Origin of the sequence: Candidatus Methylopumilus universalis (assembly GCF_006364435.1) — a bacterium.
In the GTDB taxonomy this organism is placed as follows: Bacteria; Pseudomonadota; Gammaproteobacteria; order Burkholderiales; family Methylophilaceae; genus Methylopumilus; species Methylopumilus universalis.
On the sequence record NZ_CP040977.1, the window covers coordinates 1,106,028 to 1,123,260 of the forward strand.

14 protein-coding genes are annotated in these 17,233 nt (G+C 38.6%); 9 read left to right on the forward strand and 5 right to left on the reverse strand.

All coding sequences use genetic code 11. The features are described 5' to 3' along the window. The first annotated feature begins 122 nt into the window (after positions 1 to 122). The 7 genes from FIT70_RS05825 to lplT all read left to right on the forward strand — a co-directional run bounded on the left by FIT70_RS05825 (position 123) and on the right by lplT (position 8,254). The gene (locus FIT70_RS05825; RefSeq protein WP_139884699.1) at positions 123 to 2,246 is read left to right on the forward strand and encodes a molybdopterin-containing oxidoreductase family protein; all 2,124 of its coding nucleotides are present in this window, start codon (positions 123 to 125) and stop codon (positions 2,244 to 2,246) included. 29 nt (positions 2,247 to 2,275) lie between these two features. Then, positions 2,276 to 3,262 (forward strand): GTP 3',8-cyclase MoaA, encoded by a 987-nt coding sequence (gene moaA / locus FIT70_RS05830; RefSeq protein ID WP_223257724.1) that lies wholly within the window; start codon positions 2,276 to 2,278, stop codon positions 3,260 to 3,262. A gap of 6 nt (positions 3,263 to 3,268) precedes the next feature. Beyond that, positions 3,269 to 3,844 (forward strand): molybdenum cofactor guanylyltransferase MobA, encoded by a 576-nt coding sequence (gene mobA, locus FIT70_RS05835; RefSeq protein ID WP_139884702.1) that lies wholly within the window; start codon positions 3,269 to 3,271, stop codon positions 3,842 to 3,844. After that, positions 3,841 to 5,118 (forward strand): molybdopterin molybdotransferase MoeA, encoded by a 1,278-nt coding sequence (gene moeA / locus FIT70_RS05840; RefSeq protein ID WP_139931131.1) that lies wholly within the window; start codon positions 3,841 to 3,843, stop codon positions 5,116 to 5,118. Before mobA ends, moeA begins: the two co-directional genes overlap by 4 nt. Before the next feature lie 103 nt (positions 5,119 to 5,221). Then, positions 5,222 to 5,689: a peroxiredoxin gene (locus FIT70_RS05845; protein WP_189340848.1), complete on the forward strand. Its 468-nt coding sequence runs from the start codon at positions 5,222 to 5,224 to the stop codon at positions 5,687 to 5,689. A gap of 2 nt (positions 5,690 to 5,691) precedes the next feature. Then, a complete protein-coding gene (locus FIT70_RS05850; RefSeq protein WP_139931133.1) occupies positions 5,692 to 7,086 on the forward strand; it encodes a PhoH family protein in 1,395 nt (464 codons plus the stop codon). After that, positions 7,067 to 8,254 (forward strand): lysophospholipid transporter LplT, encoded by a 1,188-nt coding sequence (gene lplT / locus FIT70_RS05855; RefSeq protein ID WP_139931135.1) that lies wholly within the window; start codon positions 7,067 to 7,069, stop codon positions 8,252 to 8,254. The genes FIT70_RS05850 and lplT overlap by 20 nt, the downstream gene beginning before the upstream one ends. Here lplT and FIT70_RS05860 read toward each other — a convergent pair. From FIT70_RS05860 to FIT70_RS05875, 4 genes are all read right to left on the reverse strand, one after another. Further along, entirely contained in the window at positions 8,251 to 9,558 is a 1,308-nt protein-coding gene (locus FIT70_RS05860) for an NAD(P)/FAD-dependent oxidoreductase (protein WP_139874821.1), read from the reverse strand. The genes lplT and FIT70_RS05860 overlap by 4 nt on opposite strands. Before the next feature lie 96 nt (positions 9,559 to 9,654). Next, a complete protein-coding gene (locus FIT70_RS05865; RefSeq protein WP_028818046.1) occupies positions 9,655 to 10,143 on the reverse strand; it encodes a c-type cytochrome in 489 nt (162 codons plus the stop codon). A 156-nt stretch (positions 10,144 to 10,299) separates the two neighbouring features. Further along, positions 10,300 to 11,139: a quinoprotein dehydrogenase-associated putative ABC transporter substrate-binding protein gene (locus tag FIT70_RS05870; protein ID WP_420897695.1), complete on the reverse strand. Its 840-nt coding sequence runs from the start codon at positions 11,137 to 11,139 to the stop codon at positions 10,300 to 10,302. Positions 11,140 to 11,289: 150 nt separating this feature from the next. Next, positions 11,290 to 13,164, reverse strand: coding sequence for a PQQ-dependent dehydrogenase, methanol/ethanol family (locus FIT70_RS05875; RefSeq protein ID WP_139929019.1), 1,875 nt, complete (start codon positions 13,162 to 13,164; stop codon positions 11,290 to 11,292). Between the two features lie 284 nt (positions 13,165 to 13,448). Here FIT70_RS05875 and pip point away from each other — a divergent pair, with 284 nt between their 5' ends. Further along, positions 13,449 to 14,414, forward strand: a complete 966-nt coding sequence (pip, locus tag FIT70_RS05880; protein WP_139931137.1) for a prolyl aminopeptidase — start codon at positions 13,449 to 13,451, stop codon at positions 14,412 to 14,414. After that, complete coding sequence (locus tag FIT70_RS05885) at positions 14,414 to 15,652, forward strand: YhjD/YihY/BrkB family envelope integrity protein (protein WP_049814300.1); 1,239 nt, start codon at positions 14,414 to 14,416, stop codon at positions 15,650 to 15,652. The genes pip and FIT70_RS05885 overlap by 1 nt, the downstream gene beginning before the upstream one ends. On the opposite strand, the gene FIT70_RS05890 is transcribed toward FIT70_RS05885, so the two are convergent. After that, complete coding sequence (locus tag FIT70_RS05890) at positions 15,649 to 17,232, reverse strand: tetratricopeptide repeat protein (RefSeq protein WP_139931139.1); 1,584 nt, start codon at positions 17,230 to 17,232, stop codon at positions 15,649 to 15,651. The genes FIT70_RS05885 and FIT70_RS05890 overlap by 4 nt on opposite strands. Between the last annotated feature and the right edge of the window lies 1 nt (position 17,233).

A 17,233-nucleotide genomic window follows, 5' to 3' on the forward strand; every position in this document is an offset into this window, starting at 1 on the left:
TCTTCCAACGATATCTCCAAATTTTTCTTGAGCAGTTGGCTCAAGAGCAAAATAAAATAGTATTATAAATTACCAAGATGATATTCACTTAAGTAATTTCATTATTGAAGGGGTATTTAAAGATGGGAACACAAACAGAAAGCAAATATTTTCATGGGGGCTGCCCTCATGACTGTCCTGACACTTGCTCAATGGTTTATGAGGTAGAAGACAATAAACTCATAGGCGTTAAAGGCAATGCGGATCATCCAATGACGCGTGGTGGTCTGTGTGTGAAACTTCAAGATTTTGAAAAGCGCCACTACCATCCAGACCGCCTTCTATACCCTATGAAGCGAATCGGTCCAAAAGGTACAAAACAATTTCAAAGAATTTCCTGGGACGAAGCGCTCGATACCATAGTTGATAAATGGCAATCCATTATTAAAGAATTTGGTTCAGAAGCCATTATGCCAAACAGCTACTTGGGCAATCAAGGCTTGGTGCATGGCATGAACGGGGGAGATTCTTTCTTTGCTCGATTAGGAGCAACCGTTACTGAAAGAACATTCTGCGGAGAAGGCTCGGCCACGGCTTGGCTGCTAACCCTTGGCCCCACTGCAGGGGTAGATCCAGAGAGCTTTATTCATTCGAAATTTATTATTATTTGGGCTTGTAATTCGGTGAGCACCAATATTCACCATTGGCATATTGTTAAAGAAGCGCAAAAAAAAGGCTCAAAGGTTGTTGTCATTGATGCTTATGCTTCAAGAACGGCTAAAGAAGCAGACTGGCATATTTGCCCTAAGCCTGGCACTGACGGTGCTTTAGCGATGGCAATGATGCATGTGATTATTGAAGAAGGATTGGTGGATCAAGACTATGTAGACAAATATACAGTAGGCTTTCCAGAATTAGCAGAACTGGCAAAAAAGAGAAGTCCTGAGTGGGCAGAAGAAATCACGGGCGTCTCAGCGAATGATATTCGAAAATTAGCCCGAGAATATGCAACGACCCAACCATCAGCTATCAGAATTGGTGTAGCCCTTGAAAAAAGCTGGGGAGGCGGTCAAGCAATTAGAGCCGTTGCATCTCTTCCAGCGCTTACTGGAGCTTGGCGCCATGTAGGTGGAGGCATCCTTCAGTTCCCAGTATGGGAGCAACCTTATAGATTTGATGTCATTTGTAGGCCTGACTTAATTCCAGAAGGCACGCAAGTTGTTAATAACCTTCAGCTGGGACGTGTTTTAACGGGCGAACAAAAACTAAAAGTGCCTATCAAATCAATGATGTGCTGGAATACAAATCCCGTCACTCAATCAACGGAAAGCGAAAAAATCTTAGAGGGCTTGAAGCGCGAAGATCTATTTTTAGTTTCCGCAGAACACTTTATTTCTGATACCGCAGCCTATGCTGATATTCTGCTTCCAGCATCCATGGGGGCAGAACAAGAAGATATCATTTTATCTTGGGGTCATTTATACCTCACCTACAATACAAAATGTATAGAATCCCCAGGTGAAGCCGTGCCAAATTATGAAATTTTTAGACGTCTTGCTAAAAGATTTGGTTTTGAAGAAGAATGTTTTAAATGGTCAGATACTGAATGTCTTCAACATTATATCGACTGGAATTCTCCAGCCTGTAAAGATATTGATTTAGATTATTTAAAAAAACATGGTTATGCGAGAATCAATGTGGGCACAAAAGATAATCGAGCGCCTCACAAAGAAGGAAAGTTTCCGACACCATCTGGCAAATGTGAATTTAGGATAGTCGGGGCTAAGAATTTTGTTGCTGGGCCATTTAGGCAAATGTACGAGGCTTTTCAGCCAGGAGATGATATTCCTGAGTTGCCTGATTATGTGCCGTCCAAAGAAACAGCATCCGCAAATCCAGCTTTAGCAAAAAAATATCCATTAAATATTTTGGCACCAAAAAGTCATGGTTTCATTAATTCAAGTTACGCCAATATCGACAATAAACTCAAGGCCCAAGGAGAGCAGTTTGTGATGATTCATCCATTGGACGCAGAAGAAAGAGGCATTAAAAATGGCGATCGAGCTAAAGTATTTAACGATCGAGGTTTTTTTGAAGCTGTATCAAAAATAACAACCGATGTTAATAAAGGAATTGTAGTGACAACGTTGGGCTATTGGAGACAACTAAATAATGGCGTCGTCAATTCAGTGAGCTCCAATGCTTTTGGTGATATGGGAAACTCACCAACTTCCCATGATTGCTTGGTCGAAGTTCAATTAGCTTAATTAAATTGACAATGCAGAGCTCTCCCTTTATGGGATTAACAGATCAATTTCATCGAAAGATTAATTATCTTCGATTATCAATTACCGATCGATGCGATTTTCGTTGTGTTTATTGTATGAGCGAAGATATGCAATTTTTACCTCGTGACGAAGTTCTTTCTCTTGAAGAATCTGCAAGAATTATAAAAATTTTTGCTTCTCTTGGTGTCACAAAAGTAAGGATTACGGGTGGTGAGCCTTTAGTTAGAAAAAATATTTCGTGGCTTTTTCATGAAATATCAACTATTAAACCTCTAAAAGAAATTGTCATTACAACGAATGGTAGTCAGCTAGCGCAGCATGCGCATATGCTTAAAATGTCTGAAGTTAAACGTATTAATATTAGCCTTGATAGTCTTGATCCTGTTCTTTTCAAAAAAATCACACGCTCGGGTGACTTAAATAAAGTACTGCTCGGTATTGATGAAGCCATCAAAGAAGGCTTTTCGAATCTCAAACTTAATACCGTTTTAATGAAAGGAATCAATGATCACGAAGCAATCGATTTGGTTAACTTTGCATTACATAAAAAGATGGATATTTCTTTTATTGAAGAAATGCCTTTGGGTGACATTGACCATAAAAGAAAAGATACTTTTATCAGTAATAATGAAGTCTTAAAAAAATTACAGGCTCATTTTAATTTAATCCCCACCACTTTTTCTTCTGGCGGTCCTGCTAAATATTGGCAAATTGCAAATCAATCTTCTAAGATTGGTTTTATTTCTCCGCACAGTCATAATTTTTGCGACACGTGTAATCGCGTTAGGGTTTCATCTAAGGGCGAATTATTTTTATGCTTAGGGCAGGAAGAAAAAATTGAGCTCATGCCTCTTTTACGTCAGCACCCAAATGAAGACTGGCCAATTCAAAAAGCTATTATAGAGAGCATGGCGATCAAACCAGAAGCACACGACTTTAATCTTGATGCAACAAAACCTGCTGTTGTACGATTTATGTCGCATACCGGAGGTTAAATTCAAATGAGTAAGTCAGCCACTGTAGTCATTTTAGCGGGTGGCCAATCAAAGCGGATGCAAGTTCAAAATAAAGCGATTATTTTATTTGAAGGTAAGCCCTTGATAGCTCATGTCATTGACCGCATGAAGGTTCAGGCAAAATATACCGTCATCAACACACATCGAAATCAAAAGGATTATGAAATATTTCATTTGCCACTTATTGATGACATATCAGATGTCCAGGAGGGTCCACTTTTAGGTATCTTAACCAGCCTTCAAGCAATCAAAACGGATTGGATACAATTTGTACCTTGCGATACGCCCTCCCTGCCAAGCAATCTCATTGCAATATTAATGAAAGCAGTCGAATCCGAAAAAACTTTAGTTGCAGTACCTGAAACGAGTGGCGGTTTGCAGTCAACTTGTCTTTTATGTCACTCATCAACCTTAAATAATCTTCAGATTTTTTTCAATCAAGGGGGACGAAAAATTGAAGACTGGATTCGTCAGTTACCTTTTTCAATTGTGCCATTTAATGATGAGTCACAATTTTTAAATGTAAACACTCAAGAAGAATTGAAAAAAGCATATTCATGAAAAATAATATACATTTAAGTGATTTAATTTCAGACTCTAGTATGGCGGATGATTATGATCCTAATGCGATGTCTGTTGAAAAGGCCAAAGCTTGGATTGCTAATTTTTTAAATCCCATCGATCAAAAAGAAACAATCCATATTAAAGATGCGCTTAATCGCATTCTTGCTGAACCTATTATCGCCACAATGAATGTGCCTAATCACGACAATTCAGCAATGGATGGTTATGCGATAAATCTAGATTTACTCTCCGATAATGGCCCTTTCAAGCTCAAGGTCACGGGTAAACTTTTTGCAGGGAACCTCTTAGAAGGCAATGCAGAAGAAGCTGTGCGTATTATGACGGGCGCAATAATTCCTTCTGGATTAAATGCTGTAATTCCTCAAGAGCATGTTGAACTCAATGAAGGTGTTATTACATTTAAAACAAAACCTCAAATAAACCAAAACATTCGACACATGGGTGAAGATATTAAAAGTGGGCAAATAGTTCATCAAAATGGTCGACGTATAGAGCCCTGTGATTTAGGTCTATTTGCCTCATTAGGTATCGACTCGATTAGTGTTTACAGAAAAATTAAAGTGGCTTTTTTTTCAACGGGTGACGAAATCATTTCGCTCGGTAACCCCTTGTTACCTGGCCATGTGTATGACAGTAATCGCTACAGCCTGATTGGTCTATTAAAACGTCTTGATGTAGAAATGTTCGATCTTGGCATTATCCCTGATGATAAAAAAGTCATTGAGGATACATTGAAAAAAGCGAGCAATATCGCTGATATCGTCATTACCACTGGAGGTGTTTCTGTGGGCGAAGCAGATTACATGAAAGACATTTTAAAAAAAATAGGTGAAATTTTATTTTGGAAAATTTCTATGAAGCCTGGAAGGCCTCTGGCTTTTGGGAAAATTGGTAAGTGTCATTATTTTGGACTTCCAGGAAATCCTGTGTCGACTATGGTCACTTTTTATCAATTTGTAAGAGAGGCTATTCTGACTTTATCAGGTCAAACACCCATCCCTAAAATACCACTTATTAAAGCAAAGCTTCTAGGACCTATTAAAAAAATTCCCGGTCGAACGGAGTTTCAAAGGGGCATTTATGAGCAAGATAATCAAGGTATATTCAAAGTGAGTCCTTTAAAAGACCAAGGATCTGGAATCTTAAGATCCATGTGTGAAGCTAATTGCTTTATCCTCCTTCATGAAGATACCGCGCATTTAGAAAAAGATACATGGGTGGATATTCAATTATTTGATAGTCTTATTTAAGCTTTAAAAACTATAATTTTATTCTCACGAAAGTTCCTAAAACGTTTAAATATTTTTCTAAAATCCCGTCACTTTTTTATTAAAAATCGCTTAATATAGAGACGTGGAAATCAATAAAAAAGTACCCTCATTTAAACTTCTTGGCACCAGTGATCTTCAATTTAATCTATCGGATTACAAAGGTCGTTATCTCGTTATTTATTTCTACCCCAAAGATGCCACTCCAGGCTGCACCACGCAAGGCGTTGACTTTAGAGATGCTTATAAAAAATTTCAGGCGCTTGATACAGAGATATTTGGCATTTCTCGAGACACCTTAAAGTCTCACGAAAACTTTAAAGAAAAATTTACATTCCCCTTCGAACTTTTAAGTGATGATGAAGAAAAAGCGTGCGAGTTATTCGGTGTCATAAAAATGAAAAATATGTATGGTAAACAGGTAAGAGGCATTGAACGAAGCACATTTGTGATTGATCCAGATGGTAAATTGATTCAGGCTTGGCGAGGTGTCAAAGTCGAAGGTCATATCAAAGAAGTTTTGCAATTTATTAAACAACACAACTCTATTTAACTATGGCCAAAAAAAATAGTACGACCAAACTTTTTGTATTAGATACCAATGTATTAATGCACGACCCCTCTAGCATTTTCCGATTTGAAGAACATGATATTTACCTTCCTATGGTGACATTGGAAGAGTTGGACAATAATAAAAAAGGTGTCAGTGAAGTTGCCCGCAACGCAAGACAAACCAGTCGCAATTTAGAAGAGATTATAGGTACCAATGAAGAAAGCCTAGAAAAAGGTCGCTCGCTTGGGATTAAAGGTAACACTCACGTTACAGGAAAACTTTTCTTACAAACCACTGCACTCCCACATGATTTGCCAATGCTCGCTGGCAGTAAAGCCGACAATCAAATTTTAGGCGTCGTTGCCTTCCTCAAAAACGAACACCCTGACCGCCAAGTCATTCTTGTTAGTAAAGATATTAATATCCGCATCAAAGCGAGAGCTCTTGGCATTGCTGCTGAAGATTATTTTAATGACAAGGTGCTTGAAGATACGGAGATGCTCTATACCGGCATCACAGAACTCCCTGAAGATTTTTGGGAGAAGCACAGCAAAGATATGGAATCATGGCAGGAAAATGGAAAAATGTTTTATCGACTGACTGGACCTATGTGTCTTAATTTCTCTGTGAATGAATTTATTTTTTACGAATTCGATAAACCCTTCCACGCTATAGTTAGAAAAATTTCCGGTAAAACAGCAACGCTCGAAGTCATTAAAGATTTTATTAATGGCAAACATAATATCTGGGGTATTAACGCTAGAAATCGAGAACAAAATTTTGCATTAAATCTTCTCATGGATCCTGATATTGATTTTGTAACGCTCCTAGGTCAGGCAGGTACAGGTAAGACGCTGCTCACGCTTGCTGCAGGATTAGCGCAAACACTTGATAAAAAAATCTACAATGAAATTATTATGACACGTGTCACGGTTCCTGTAGGCGAAGATATCGGTTTCTTACCGGGAACCGAAGAAGAAAAGATGACGCCATGGATGGGCGCATTAGAAGATAACTTAGATGTACTTAATAAAACAGATGAAGAAGCGGGGGAATGGGGAAGAGCTGCGACACAAGATCTAATTCGTTCACGCATCAAAGTAAAATCGCTTAATTTTATGCGTGGGCGAACATTCCTTCATAAATACCTCATTATTGATGAAGCACAAAATCTAACGCCCAAACAAATGAAAACGCTTATTACGCGTGCAGGTCCAGGCACTAAAGTTGTATGTCTAGGCAATATTGCACAAATTGATACGCCTTATTTAACTGAAGGCAGCTCAGGCTTAACTTATGTAGTCGATCGCTTTAAAGGTTGGGATCATAATGGTCATATTACGCTTGTTCGTGGTGAACGTTCTCGCTTAGCTGATTATGCTGCTGAAACGCTTTAACTTAAAAGTTTCAGAAGGTTTTGTTCCTTTATTGATTGCACAGTTTTTATCAGCGCTTGCTGATAATGCACTTTTATTTGCAGCTATTGCATTACTCGCGCAGCTTAATTCTCCTCAATGGCATCAGCCTCTCCTGCTTCAATTTTTTGTGATCTCTTACATTATTTTGGCGCCTTTTGTAGGTGGTATCGCAGATGCTTATCCCAAAGGTCGTGTCATGTTTTATTCCAATGCTATTAAATTTATTGGAAGTTTATCTATGTTGTTAGGTATGCAGCCTCTCTATGCATATGCGATTGTTGGTGTAGGTGCTGCGGCATACTCGCCTGCAAAGTATGGGATTTTGACTGAGCTTCTCCCGCCTAAAGAGCTTGTAATGGCTAATGGATGGATGGAAGGTTCAACAGTCTTTGCAATTATTTTAGGCTCCATTATTGGAGGTGCACTCGCTCAATTTGACCCTCTAGTTGCCATCATTATAATTACAGGGCTTTATTTACTCGCTGCTGTTTTTAATCGTTACATTCCATTACTTCCTATCGATCACAAACTGACAAAAAAGAATCCTCTATTTATGATAAAAGATTTCTGGCATGCATTTAAAGTGTTATGGAAAGATCCCGAAGGTCAATTATCTCTTGCAGTGACCACGCTCTTCTGGGGCGCTGGGGCTTCATTAAGATTAATTGTCATTGCATGGGCAGGCTATGCATTACACTTTAATTTAGAAGAGGCGACGCGCTTAACAGCTATGGTTGCTTTTGGAATTGCCATTGGATCAGTCATAGCAGCTCGCTATATCAGTCTTAAGGATTCAGTGAGGGTTCTGCCAGCCGGCATTCTTATGGGTGGCTTTGTGATGACTATGGTTGTGATCCATGATTGGCATATCGCAGCTCTTATATTTTTGTTGATTGGAGCATTAAGTGGATTCTTTATTGTGCCATTAAATGCACTCCTTCAACATCGGGGTCATTTGCTTATTGGTGCAGGCCACTCGATTGCTGTGCAAAACTTTAATGAAAATATTGGGATTCTTTTATTAAGTGGTACTTACACATGGATGGTAAGAGAAGAATTTTCAATCAATACTATTATTATTCTTTTAGGTTTATTTGTCAGCGTCGCTATGCTGGCCATTTACAAACACTACAAAAAAATTATTTAGTGCAACTTAACTTGCGCTTCCGTTCTGCGTGTAATGATGCGAGCGAGTGTTTGAAGCGCTGTACTCATAAATCCATGAAGTGCCATCAAATGCATTTTATAAAGTGATTGGTACATAAGTCTTGCAATAAATCCTTCAATAAACATTGATCCGCCCATTAACGAGCCCATCAAATTACCTACGGTTGAATACTCCCCCATATTCACAAGAGAGCCGTAATCTTTATAAATGTATTGCGGTAAATTCACTTTACCTTTGACGCGCATCTTCATTGACTTGAAAAGAAGCGATGCTTGCTGATGCGCTGCTTGCGCTCTTGGTGGTACAAATTGATCGGTGCCATCAATGGGGCACGCTGCACAATCTCCAAATGCAAAAATAGAATCATCTCTCGTTGTTTGAAGTGTTGTATGAACTAATAGTTGATTAATGCTATTCGTTTCCAATCCATCTATTTTTTTTAAGAAGTCAGGCGCTTTAACACCGGCCGCCCATACGACTAACGCTGAAGGAACAAATCGTTTAGTGTGCGTCGTTACCCCTTTTGCTGAAACCGAAGTTACACGCTCCCCCATATAAAGATGCACACGTAATTTACGTAATTCCAATTCTACGGAATGTGATAATTTTTTAGGCAGTGCTGGAAGTAAGCGAGGACTTGCTTCAATGATGGATATTTTAATATCTCGATCAGGATTGACGCGATCAATGCCGTATGCAGTCATTTCACGTGTAGCTTTATGAAGTTCTGCTGCAAGCTCTACGCCTGTAGCGCCCGCACCTACGATGACCACTTCAAGTTGGCCTGGCTGAATCGCCTTTTTTTGTGTTTGTGCTTTTAAAATAGCATGGTGTAATTTTTGATGAAATACTTCAGCTTGCTCTTGTGTATCTAATGCAATCGAATGTTCCGCCGCACCCTTGATGCCAAAATCATTGGTAGTGCTGCCTACAGATATAATTAATGTGTCGTATTGAAAACTTCTTCTTGGAATAATTTCTTTACCGTCTTCATCGATGTAGGGTGCAATCGATACTTCCTTCTTATGTCGATTTAATCGATCCATGCGGCCTAAACGAAAACGAAAATGATGCCAATGTGCTTGTGCCATGTATTCCAATTCATGCTTATCAGGATTCATGCTCCCCGCAGCAATCTCATGAAGAAGGGGTTTCCACACATGCGTTTTTGTGCAGTCGATAAGTGTAATTTCAGCCTTTTTCTTTTTACCAAGCGAATCACCAAGCTTTGTTGCAAGTTCTAGTCCGCCTGCACCGCCACCTACTATCACAATCTTATGCATTTCACTTCCTTAAATACAGACAATAAAAAACCACTACTGTAATTATACAGGAGTGGTTTTTTAAAATTTTCTAGAAATTATCTAGGGTTTTTGAAATTACTCGTTACCTGTAATTGTTCCTTGCGCACGAACCCATGCAATAACTTTTAACATTTCATCGACTTTAAGTCCGTTTGTAGGATCCGTAGCATCCATCACACCTAGGCCTTTTCCACCCATACCGCCGTTTGTGCCATGCCATAAAGTTTCAAACATACCTTTGTTTGTGGCATCTTTAGGATAACGGAATGTTGGGCCAATGAGACCTGGGCCTACTTGACCCTTTGCATCGCCACCATGACATTGAGTGCATGAATAAAGTCCAAAAAGCTTTTTACCTTTTGCAACCGCTTCTGCATTACCCACATAAGAATTTTTACCAGTCGCTAAAAATTCTTTTGCTGCCGGCGTATCAAAGAGTGCTGGATCAAGTTTAAATGTACTTCCATCTGTTGTTTTTACAAATGAAACATCAGCAGATGCGATACCTGCAATTGTCATCATAGAAACTAAAAGTGATGACATGAGTACTTTTTTTACTAACATAATTTCTCCTAAAAATTGCGTTAATCTTGAAGGGTGTTCGCTCCAAAATATAAATTCTAATAAGCTGTTTTATCTTCCAAAAAATCTAAGAAAACATACAGCAATGTTACTCATTTTTTGTTATAAAGTCACCCTTTTAGAGTGACTTTTTTAACTTTACTTACCTGTCTTATCGCCCAGAACGACTGGCACATGAGGGATGCCATAATCATCTAAAATTTTTAAAATTTTAGATTGATTTCTATCAAGCGCACCTTGGACCATTTCCATGCGGTCTTTATCTTTCTTTCTAACTGCGAGAGAAATATTAAATTCTGCTTGACCCTTTTGAGTGTCAAATGAATTTCGTTCAGATTTAAACGCAGGAAGCGGAACAACCACTAAAGGCTCCTTAGCTTTTTTTGCATAGTAGCCTCCTAGAGGTCCCCATATAATAGCAACATCAATTTTTCCTGCGACTAAATCATCGATCATATGGCCTGGCGGTAAATTTAGATCTCTTTGTAATCGGTAAGGACGAGCATTCGCCATAAGATCATAATCGCGCAATGGAATGGTCGGTGGGCTTTCACCTACGATACCAATAATACCTTTTCTTAAGTCTTCCGAATTCCAATCCTTTATATTGTAGTTACTTGATTTTCGATACACGAATACATAGCCAGAGCGATAATAAGGTTTGGAGGTACGTAATGTATCCACATCTGATCCCATCCCAATAATCACATCACAGCGTTGCGCATTAATCGTGTTTCTTAAATAGCCCTGACGATCGAGCCAAAATTCATAAGTCAGTTCTTTACCTAAATCTTTTGCTAAAACTTCTGCAATTTTATTTTCAAAGCCCTCGCCTTTTTGATTTGAGTAAGGCAAATTTTCTGGGTCAGCGCACACTCTAAATTCTTTATCCGTAGGAGTTCGATATGGCATCCCAGGTAAACCATCTTCACGGTCCTGTCCTACAGCAAACGCATTCCCTACAAAAGCTAAATTCATTACATATAAAAACATTACTATTTTTTTAAACATTTTTTTTCCTTACCAGTTAAATATCAAGGGCCCTATAAAAAAACACCCCGCTCGAAAGCGGGGTGTTTATAGGACATACTAACTAACAGTTAGTTCTATAAAAAATCTTTCGATTAATTATAGGCTAAATACTGTTAAAGCACCGCCGCCAGGAGCAGCATTGTACTTAGTAAGTTCAGCATAACCACCAGCAGCGCCAAGAGCGTCTGTTGGGTTAGTTAAGCCAAGGTTCATTGCAACGCCAGCCCAACCACCGATGCCTGATAAAACGCCAACGTGTTGTTTGCCACCGTTTGTGTATGTGAATGCATTACCAATCACACCTGAACCAACTTGGAATTTCCAAAGTTCTTTACCTGTCTTAGCGTCAAGAGCTTTGAACCAACGATCAAGAGTTCCGTAGAATACTAAGTCTGAAGCAGTATTTAAAGAACCACCCCAAGCTGAGAACTTCTCTTTGTTGTACCAAGCTTTTTTGTTAGTCATTGGATCATAAGCAGCAAAGCCACCCATTACACCGTCTGGACCAGCAAACATCGTTAATGTTGCACCAACCCATGGTTGACCTGCTACATACTTAGACTCAACTGGTTCGTATGTCATACATACGTGGTTAAGTGGTGAGTAGATAAGGCCAGTCTTAGGTGAGTAAGATGCTGGTTGTTGATCTTTTGTACCCAATGCAGCTGGGCATACACCCTTAGCATTGTAGTCTTGGTGTGTAGAAGCTGTAGCTAACTTGTTAGGTACACCAGATTTTTTGTCAATGTCAGTTGCCCAGTTAACAAATGGATGTACTTTTTCTGCAGCAACTAAAACGCCGTTGTCAGCTTGCCATGTGTAAGCAAAACCGTTACGGTCATGGTGCCATGCGTATGTCTTACCACCATTGTCAAATAAGATCACTTCGTTAATACCGTCGTAATCCCACTCGTCATGTGGAGTCATTTGCATACCCCAGCGTGCAACGCCAGTGTTTAAGTCACGAGCGAAAACAGTCATAGACCATTTATTGTCGCCTGGACGTACATCTGGATTCCAAACTGATGGGTTACCTGTACCGTAGTACACTAAGTTTGTTTTTGGATCATATGGCCACCAGCCCCAAACAGAGCCACCACCATGTTGCCAACCATCTTTAACTGCTTGTGGTTTCAACCATGTTTTAACGCCAAGATCTTTTTCACCGCCTTTTAACTTAGCAGTATCAATTTTCTTGAATGAACCGCCTTGTTTGTTACCACCATTAACGTCTTCATAGACTGATAATGCTGAGTAAAGTGGTGTGTCTTTGTTAAAGTCTTTGCCGATTAATACTTCAGCATCAGGACCTGTTGAGTAAGCTTTCCAAGCTAACTTGCCGTCTAAAGTATAAGCTGCGATAAAGCAACGAACACCGAATTCAGCACCAGAACAACCTGTTAAAACTTTGTCTTTAATTACGTGTGGAGCGTTTGTGTTTGTAGCACCAACTTTAGGGTCAGTGATTTTAGCGTCCCAAATCTTTTTACCTGACTTAGCATCCAAAGCAACTAATGTACCGTCGTTTTGTTGTAAGAAGATTTTACCGTCGCCATAACCAAGACCACGTGAAACGTTGTCACAGCAGAGAACTGCTTGAACTGATGGATCTTGTTTTGGGAAGTAAGACCAAACGATTTTTTGATTGTCGTTTAAGTCAAGCGCGTAGATGTTATTTGGGAATGCTGTATGAACATACATCATGTTACCAATAACAAGCGGAGAACCTTCGTGACCACGGTTTACACCGGTTGCGAATGTCCAAGCTGCTTTAAGGTTTTTTACGTTACCTTGGTTAATTTGAGTTAATTTGCTGTAAGCCTGATTTGAGTAGTCACCGCGTGGTGCTGCCCAGTTATCAGAACTAGCAATTGCTTTTTCTTGATCAGCAGCTGCTGAAGCAATCATTGGCATTGCCACTGATAGACCAGCTACTAAACCAAGAGCTAACTTGATTTTGTTAATTTTCATATAAATCTCCATAGTTTTTACTAAGGGTTTTAAAAGAAGTAAACTCTCTTGTCACTTTAAATTTTAAAGTGTTTCGCTTTAAAGACTCTAAGGTGCTTCGAAGGCTTACTTTCAGCACAATTTGACTTGTGCTTGAATAGTAATATATGCCTCTTTTTTTTAAATTGCAACAATTTAGTTACAATTTGTTAACACTTTTTTGTGGCTTTTTTGACAAAAAACCTGATTTCAGCAATTTTTGTTAAAATAGCTAATAAAATCAATAAGAAAGACAAAAATTTCCTATGCCAACTGACTCTTTATATACCTTATATCCAGAGATATCCCCCTATCATGCCACTTGGATAGATCGACCTCATGGGCACAAAGTGTATGTCGAGCTTTCAGGAAATCCTCATGGAAAACCGATTATTTTCCTCCATGGCGGGCCTGGAGGCGGGACTAACCCAAAACAGCGTCAGTTTTTTGACCCTAAGCACTATCAAATCATTCTTTTTGATCAAAGAGGGTGTGGTCAAAGTAAACCTTTAGGTGAAGTTAATGGCAATACCACGGCAGATCTTATATCTGACATGGAAGCCATTCGTGAACATCTTCATATTAAGCAATGGATTATTTTTGGTGGGTCCTGGGGCAGCGCTCTAGCGCTAGCATACGCCACTCAATACTCACAAACTATCAAAGCACTTATATTACGAGGCATCTTCTTAAGTCGGATAAGTGAACTTGATTGGTTTCTAGATGAGGTTAAAGCTTTTTTTCCGGAAGCACATCGAACACTTCTTCATTACTTGCCAGAGCATCAACGTGATGATCTTATAAAAAATTATAGTGCGCTTGTATTTTCAAACGATATAAAAATAAGCGGATCTGCTTCTATTGCTTGGAATCGATTCGAAGGTGGTCTTTTGAAATTACTACCTCAAGTAGAAGAAAATAAAACGCTCACCGATGAAGATATACAAAATGAAATTGCACGCGCACGTGTTCAACTTCATTACATCAAAGACAAATGTTTTATTGATGGGAAAAAGATATTAGAAGAAGTTAAAAAATTAAAAGATATTCCGACGACCATCATTCAAGGGCGCTACGATATGGTATGTCCACCGATCACGGCTTACGAACTTCATCAGCATATGCCTCATGCCAATTTTATTATGGTGCCTGATGCAGGACACTCTGCGTCTGAGACATCTATGACGCATGAACTCATCAAAGCTACAAATAGCTACAGAACATTATCGTAATGATCAAACTTCACCCTCTTTTTAAAAATCTTTATCAAAAAAAAGATGAATCACTTCCTGTTTTTATGATGAAAGAAACATTAGCAGGTTGTAAACGACACAATGTGTTTGGTTTAACTGCATCTCTTTCTTTTTTCTCTCTCTTTGCTTTAATCCCAATGATCCTTCTCATTTTCTTTTTCTTAAGTCATTGGTTAGTCAATTCAGAATTTGCCTTAGGAAAATTAGCACTTCTCACCAGCAATCTTTTGCCGCAAATAAGTAAAAAAATTATGCTTGAAGTATTCAAGATATCAAGCCATACCAAAGCATGGGGAATCTTAGGTACCCTTATTCTATTGTGGGCAGCAACACCTCTCACAAGTTCACTTCGCGCCAGCCTTCTTATTATTTCAGCCACTGAAGAAAATCCATCATTTTTAAAAAGTAAGATTCGAGATATCGTCGCTATCATTGGCATTCTTTTTCTTTTCTTTCTTTTCACGCTATCAGGCATGATCATGCAAAAAACGGCCGTCTTTTTTAGTGAATATTTAAGCTTTGTTAATTCACAAATGATTTATTTTATGAGTTCATTTTCGTTTGTTGTTTTATCGCTGTCTCTTTTTAATCGATTTTTCTTCCCCATTAAGGTAGACGTAAAACATATTATTTTAGGTTCGTTACTGACAGCTTTTTTTTGGCTTCTGCTCCGCTCAACGTTCGATATCTTTTTATCTTTAAGTCATTCATACGGCACCTTCTTTGGCGGGATGCGCAATCTTTTCATTTCACTCATCTGGTTATATCTGAATATTGCCTCTTATTTAATCGGTGTAGAGTTAATGGCGACACTTCACAAAAAAGATATGCTGTTATTAAAAAAATTATTTGACGACTCAATTCCCCTTTCAAGCTCTTTCATTCATTATCTTGCTTCACGTTACGGAAAAATATATAAGCAAAATGCAATGATTTTTGAGCAAGGCAATCGCGAACATAATGTGTATTTCATTGTTCAAGGCTCAGTCAATTTAATTCAAGACGGTCGAGTGATACGCTCTTTAAAAGCGCATGAATATTTTGGTGAAATGGCAGTCTTAAATGAAACTCCAACCATTGCTTCCGCGATGTCAACCTCTAACGAATCTGAAATCATTGCGATTCCAAAAGTACATCTTGAAATGATGCTCGCTGATGAACCTAAAGTAGCGATGAAATTTTTAAGAAAAATGTCTTTGCGATTGCAACAACGCTAAAAGTTTGCAGGTTTTAAATCAAAAGCAATACAAATTCTTTCTTCATTAGAACTAAAAGGTATCGTTCGATGAAAAACAGAAGATGGGAAGAAAACAACATCACCGACTTGAGGTAGGTATAGTTTTTTTTCAAAGTCATCATGCATTCTCGGATAATCATCGCCATCTACACTTAATTCAATACCACCTTCATCAGGATGTTTTTTTTGTTGTGGAATCGATAAGTAAACAGCTCCGCTGATCCAGCCTTCCTCATGAATATGTGATGAAAGATGTCCGCCTGTTTGCATTTTGACAAACCATGAACTACTAAACTCAATCGTTTTTGGAAAAGCCTTAATGAACATTGAATCTTCATGCTTATAGTGGTCATAGTATTTTTTAATAAGCAATGTAATTTCTTGTGCCAATCTTTTAAATGAAGATTCTTTTCTTTTAAAAAGATTGCCTGATGATTGAGTGCCATTCACCAAACGACTTTGCATTCGCTCTGAAATATCAGCTTCATTAATATCACTTAAAAGTGATTGTAATAAGTTGTCCTTAGGATCTTTTAATGCATCTACTTGACCGTGAAACGTAAAATGGAGTGGGTCTGGACAAAAATTATACTCATCTTTTTTGTGAAAGTTTTTTGCAAAGTGGGTTGAGAGAGTTGCTAAAAGTGGGGAGGTATTTTTTTTGACCATCGCGACACTTAATTCTTTTTCGAACGTATCAAATTGTTTTGTCTTGTATAAACAATAGAGAGCTCGCTCCTCCCAGTCGTTTAATTGAGAGGCTTTATAAAACTCATAGGCATCTTGAAATTTTTTATTGTCATGAAGGAATGTTGCAAGATTGTAATTAGCGATTGGGTTTTCTGGGTCAATTGATACAGCTTCCCTTAACCAGTGATTTGCTTCCGCAATTTCGCCTTGGTGCCATAACGCATCGCCGATGACTGAGCAAACTTCCGCATCCTGCGGATTCTTCTCTAACGCTTTTCGGTAAGATTGAATCGCCTCTTCCAAATGGCCTTGATTGCGATAGGCATTGCCTAAATTAAAATGACCTCGTGCGTGATCTTGGATTTTAAGTGACTGCTTAAAAGACTGAATGGCTTGATCAAATTCACCTTGCACCAGATAGACAGCGCCTACACTACCATGTGCCTCATAGAATCCTGGCTCTAATTCGATCGCTCTTTGATAAGCACTTAAAGCTTTGTCATATTCTGATTGGCTTTGGTATGCAATACCAAGATTAAAGTAAGCTACGACTAGATCAGGTTTAATCTGTATTGCTTTTTGATAGTGAAGAATTGCATCTTCACTATCACCCATTTGGTATAAGACTGAACCTAAATTAAATTGCATCTCTGCAAATTGAGGTTGAATTTTTAAAATATTGCGATAAGTCTCTGCCGCCTCTTTGAATTTTTTTTGCGCCTCTAGAGATACACCTAAGACATTATGCAAAATTATTTCTTGCGGAAAATCTTCCAATAAAGCTTTCGCTTTTTTTTCTGCTAAGGCGAATTGACTGGATTGGTGAAGTTGAATTAAATCATTCGCATCTGATGATTTAAAAAGCTTCATA

Coding starts and splice junctions, on each gene's coding strand:
- FIT70_RS05850 (WP_139931133.1), top strand. CDS start 5,692: ATGGCCAAAAAAAATAGTACGACCAAACTTTTTGTATTAGATACCAAT.
- moeA (WP_139931131.1), top strand. CDS start 3,841: ATGAAAAATAATATACATTTAAGTGATTTAATTTCAGACTCTAGTATG.
- FIT70_RS05825 (WP_139884699.1), top strand. CDS start 123: ATGGGAACACAAACAGAAAGCAAATATTTTCATGGGGGCTGCCCTCAT.
- pip (WP_139931137.1), top strand. CDS start 13,449: ATGCCAACTGACTCTTTATATACCTTATATCCAGAGATATCCCCCTAT.
- moaA (WP_223257724.1), top strand. CDS start 2,276: ATGGGATTAACAGATCAATTTCATCGAAAGATTAATTATCTTCGATTA.
- mobA (WP_139884702.1), top strand. CDS start 3,269: ATGAGTAAGTCAGCCACTGTAGTCATTTTAGCGGGTGGCCAATCAAAG.
- FIT70_RS05860 (WP_139874821.1), bottom strand. CDS start 9,558: ATGCATAAGATTGTGATAGTAGGTGGCGGTGCAGGCGGACTAGAACTT.
- FIT70_RS05870 (WP_420897695.1), bottom strand. CDS start 11,139: ATGAATTTAGCTTTTGTAGGGAATGCGTTTGCTGTAGGACAGGACCGT.
- FIT70_RS05865 (WP_028818046.1), bottom strand. CDS start 10,143: ATGTTAGTAAAAAAAGTACTCATGTCATCACTTTTAGTTTCTATGATG.
- lplT (WP_139931135.1), top strand. CDS start 7,067: ATGCTGCTGAAACGCTTTAACTTAAAAGTTTCAGAAGGTTTTGTTCCT.
- FIT70_RS05875 (WP_139929019.1), bottom strand. CDS start 13,164: ATGAAAATTAACAAAATCAAGTTAGCTCTTGGTTTAGTAGCTGGTCTA.
- FIT70_RS05890 (WP_139931139.1), bottom strand. CDS start 17,232: ATGAAGCTTTTTAAATCATCAGATGCGAATGATTTAATTCAACTTCAC.
- FIT70_RS05885 (WP_049814300.1), top strand. CDS start 14,414: ATGATCAAACTTCACCCTCTTTTTAAAAATCTTTATCAAAAAAAAGAT.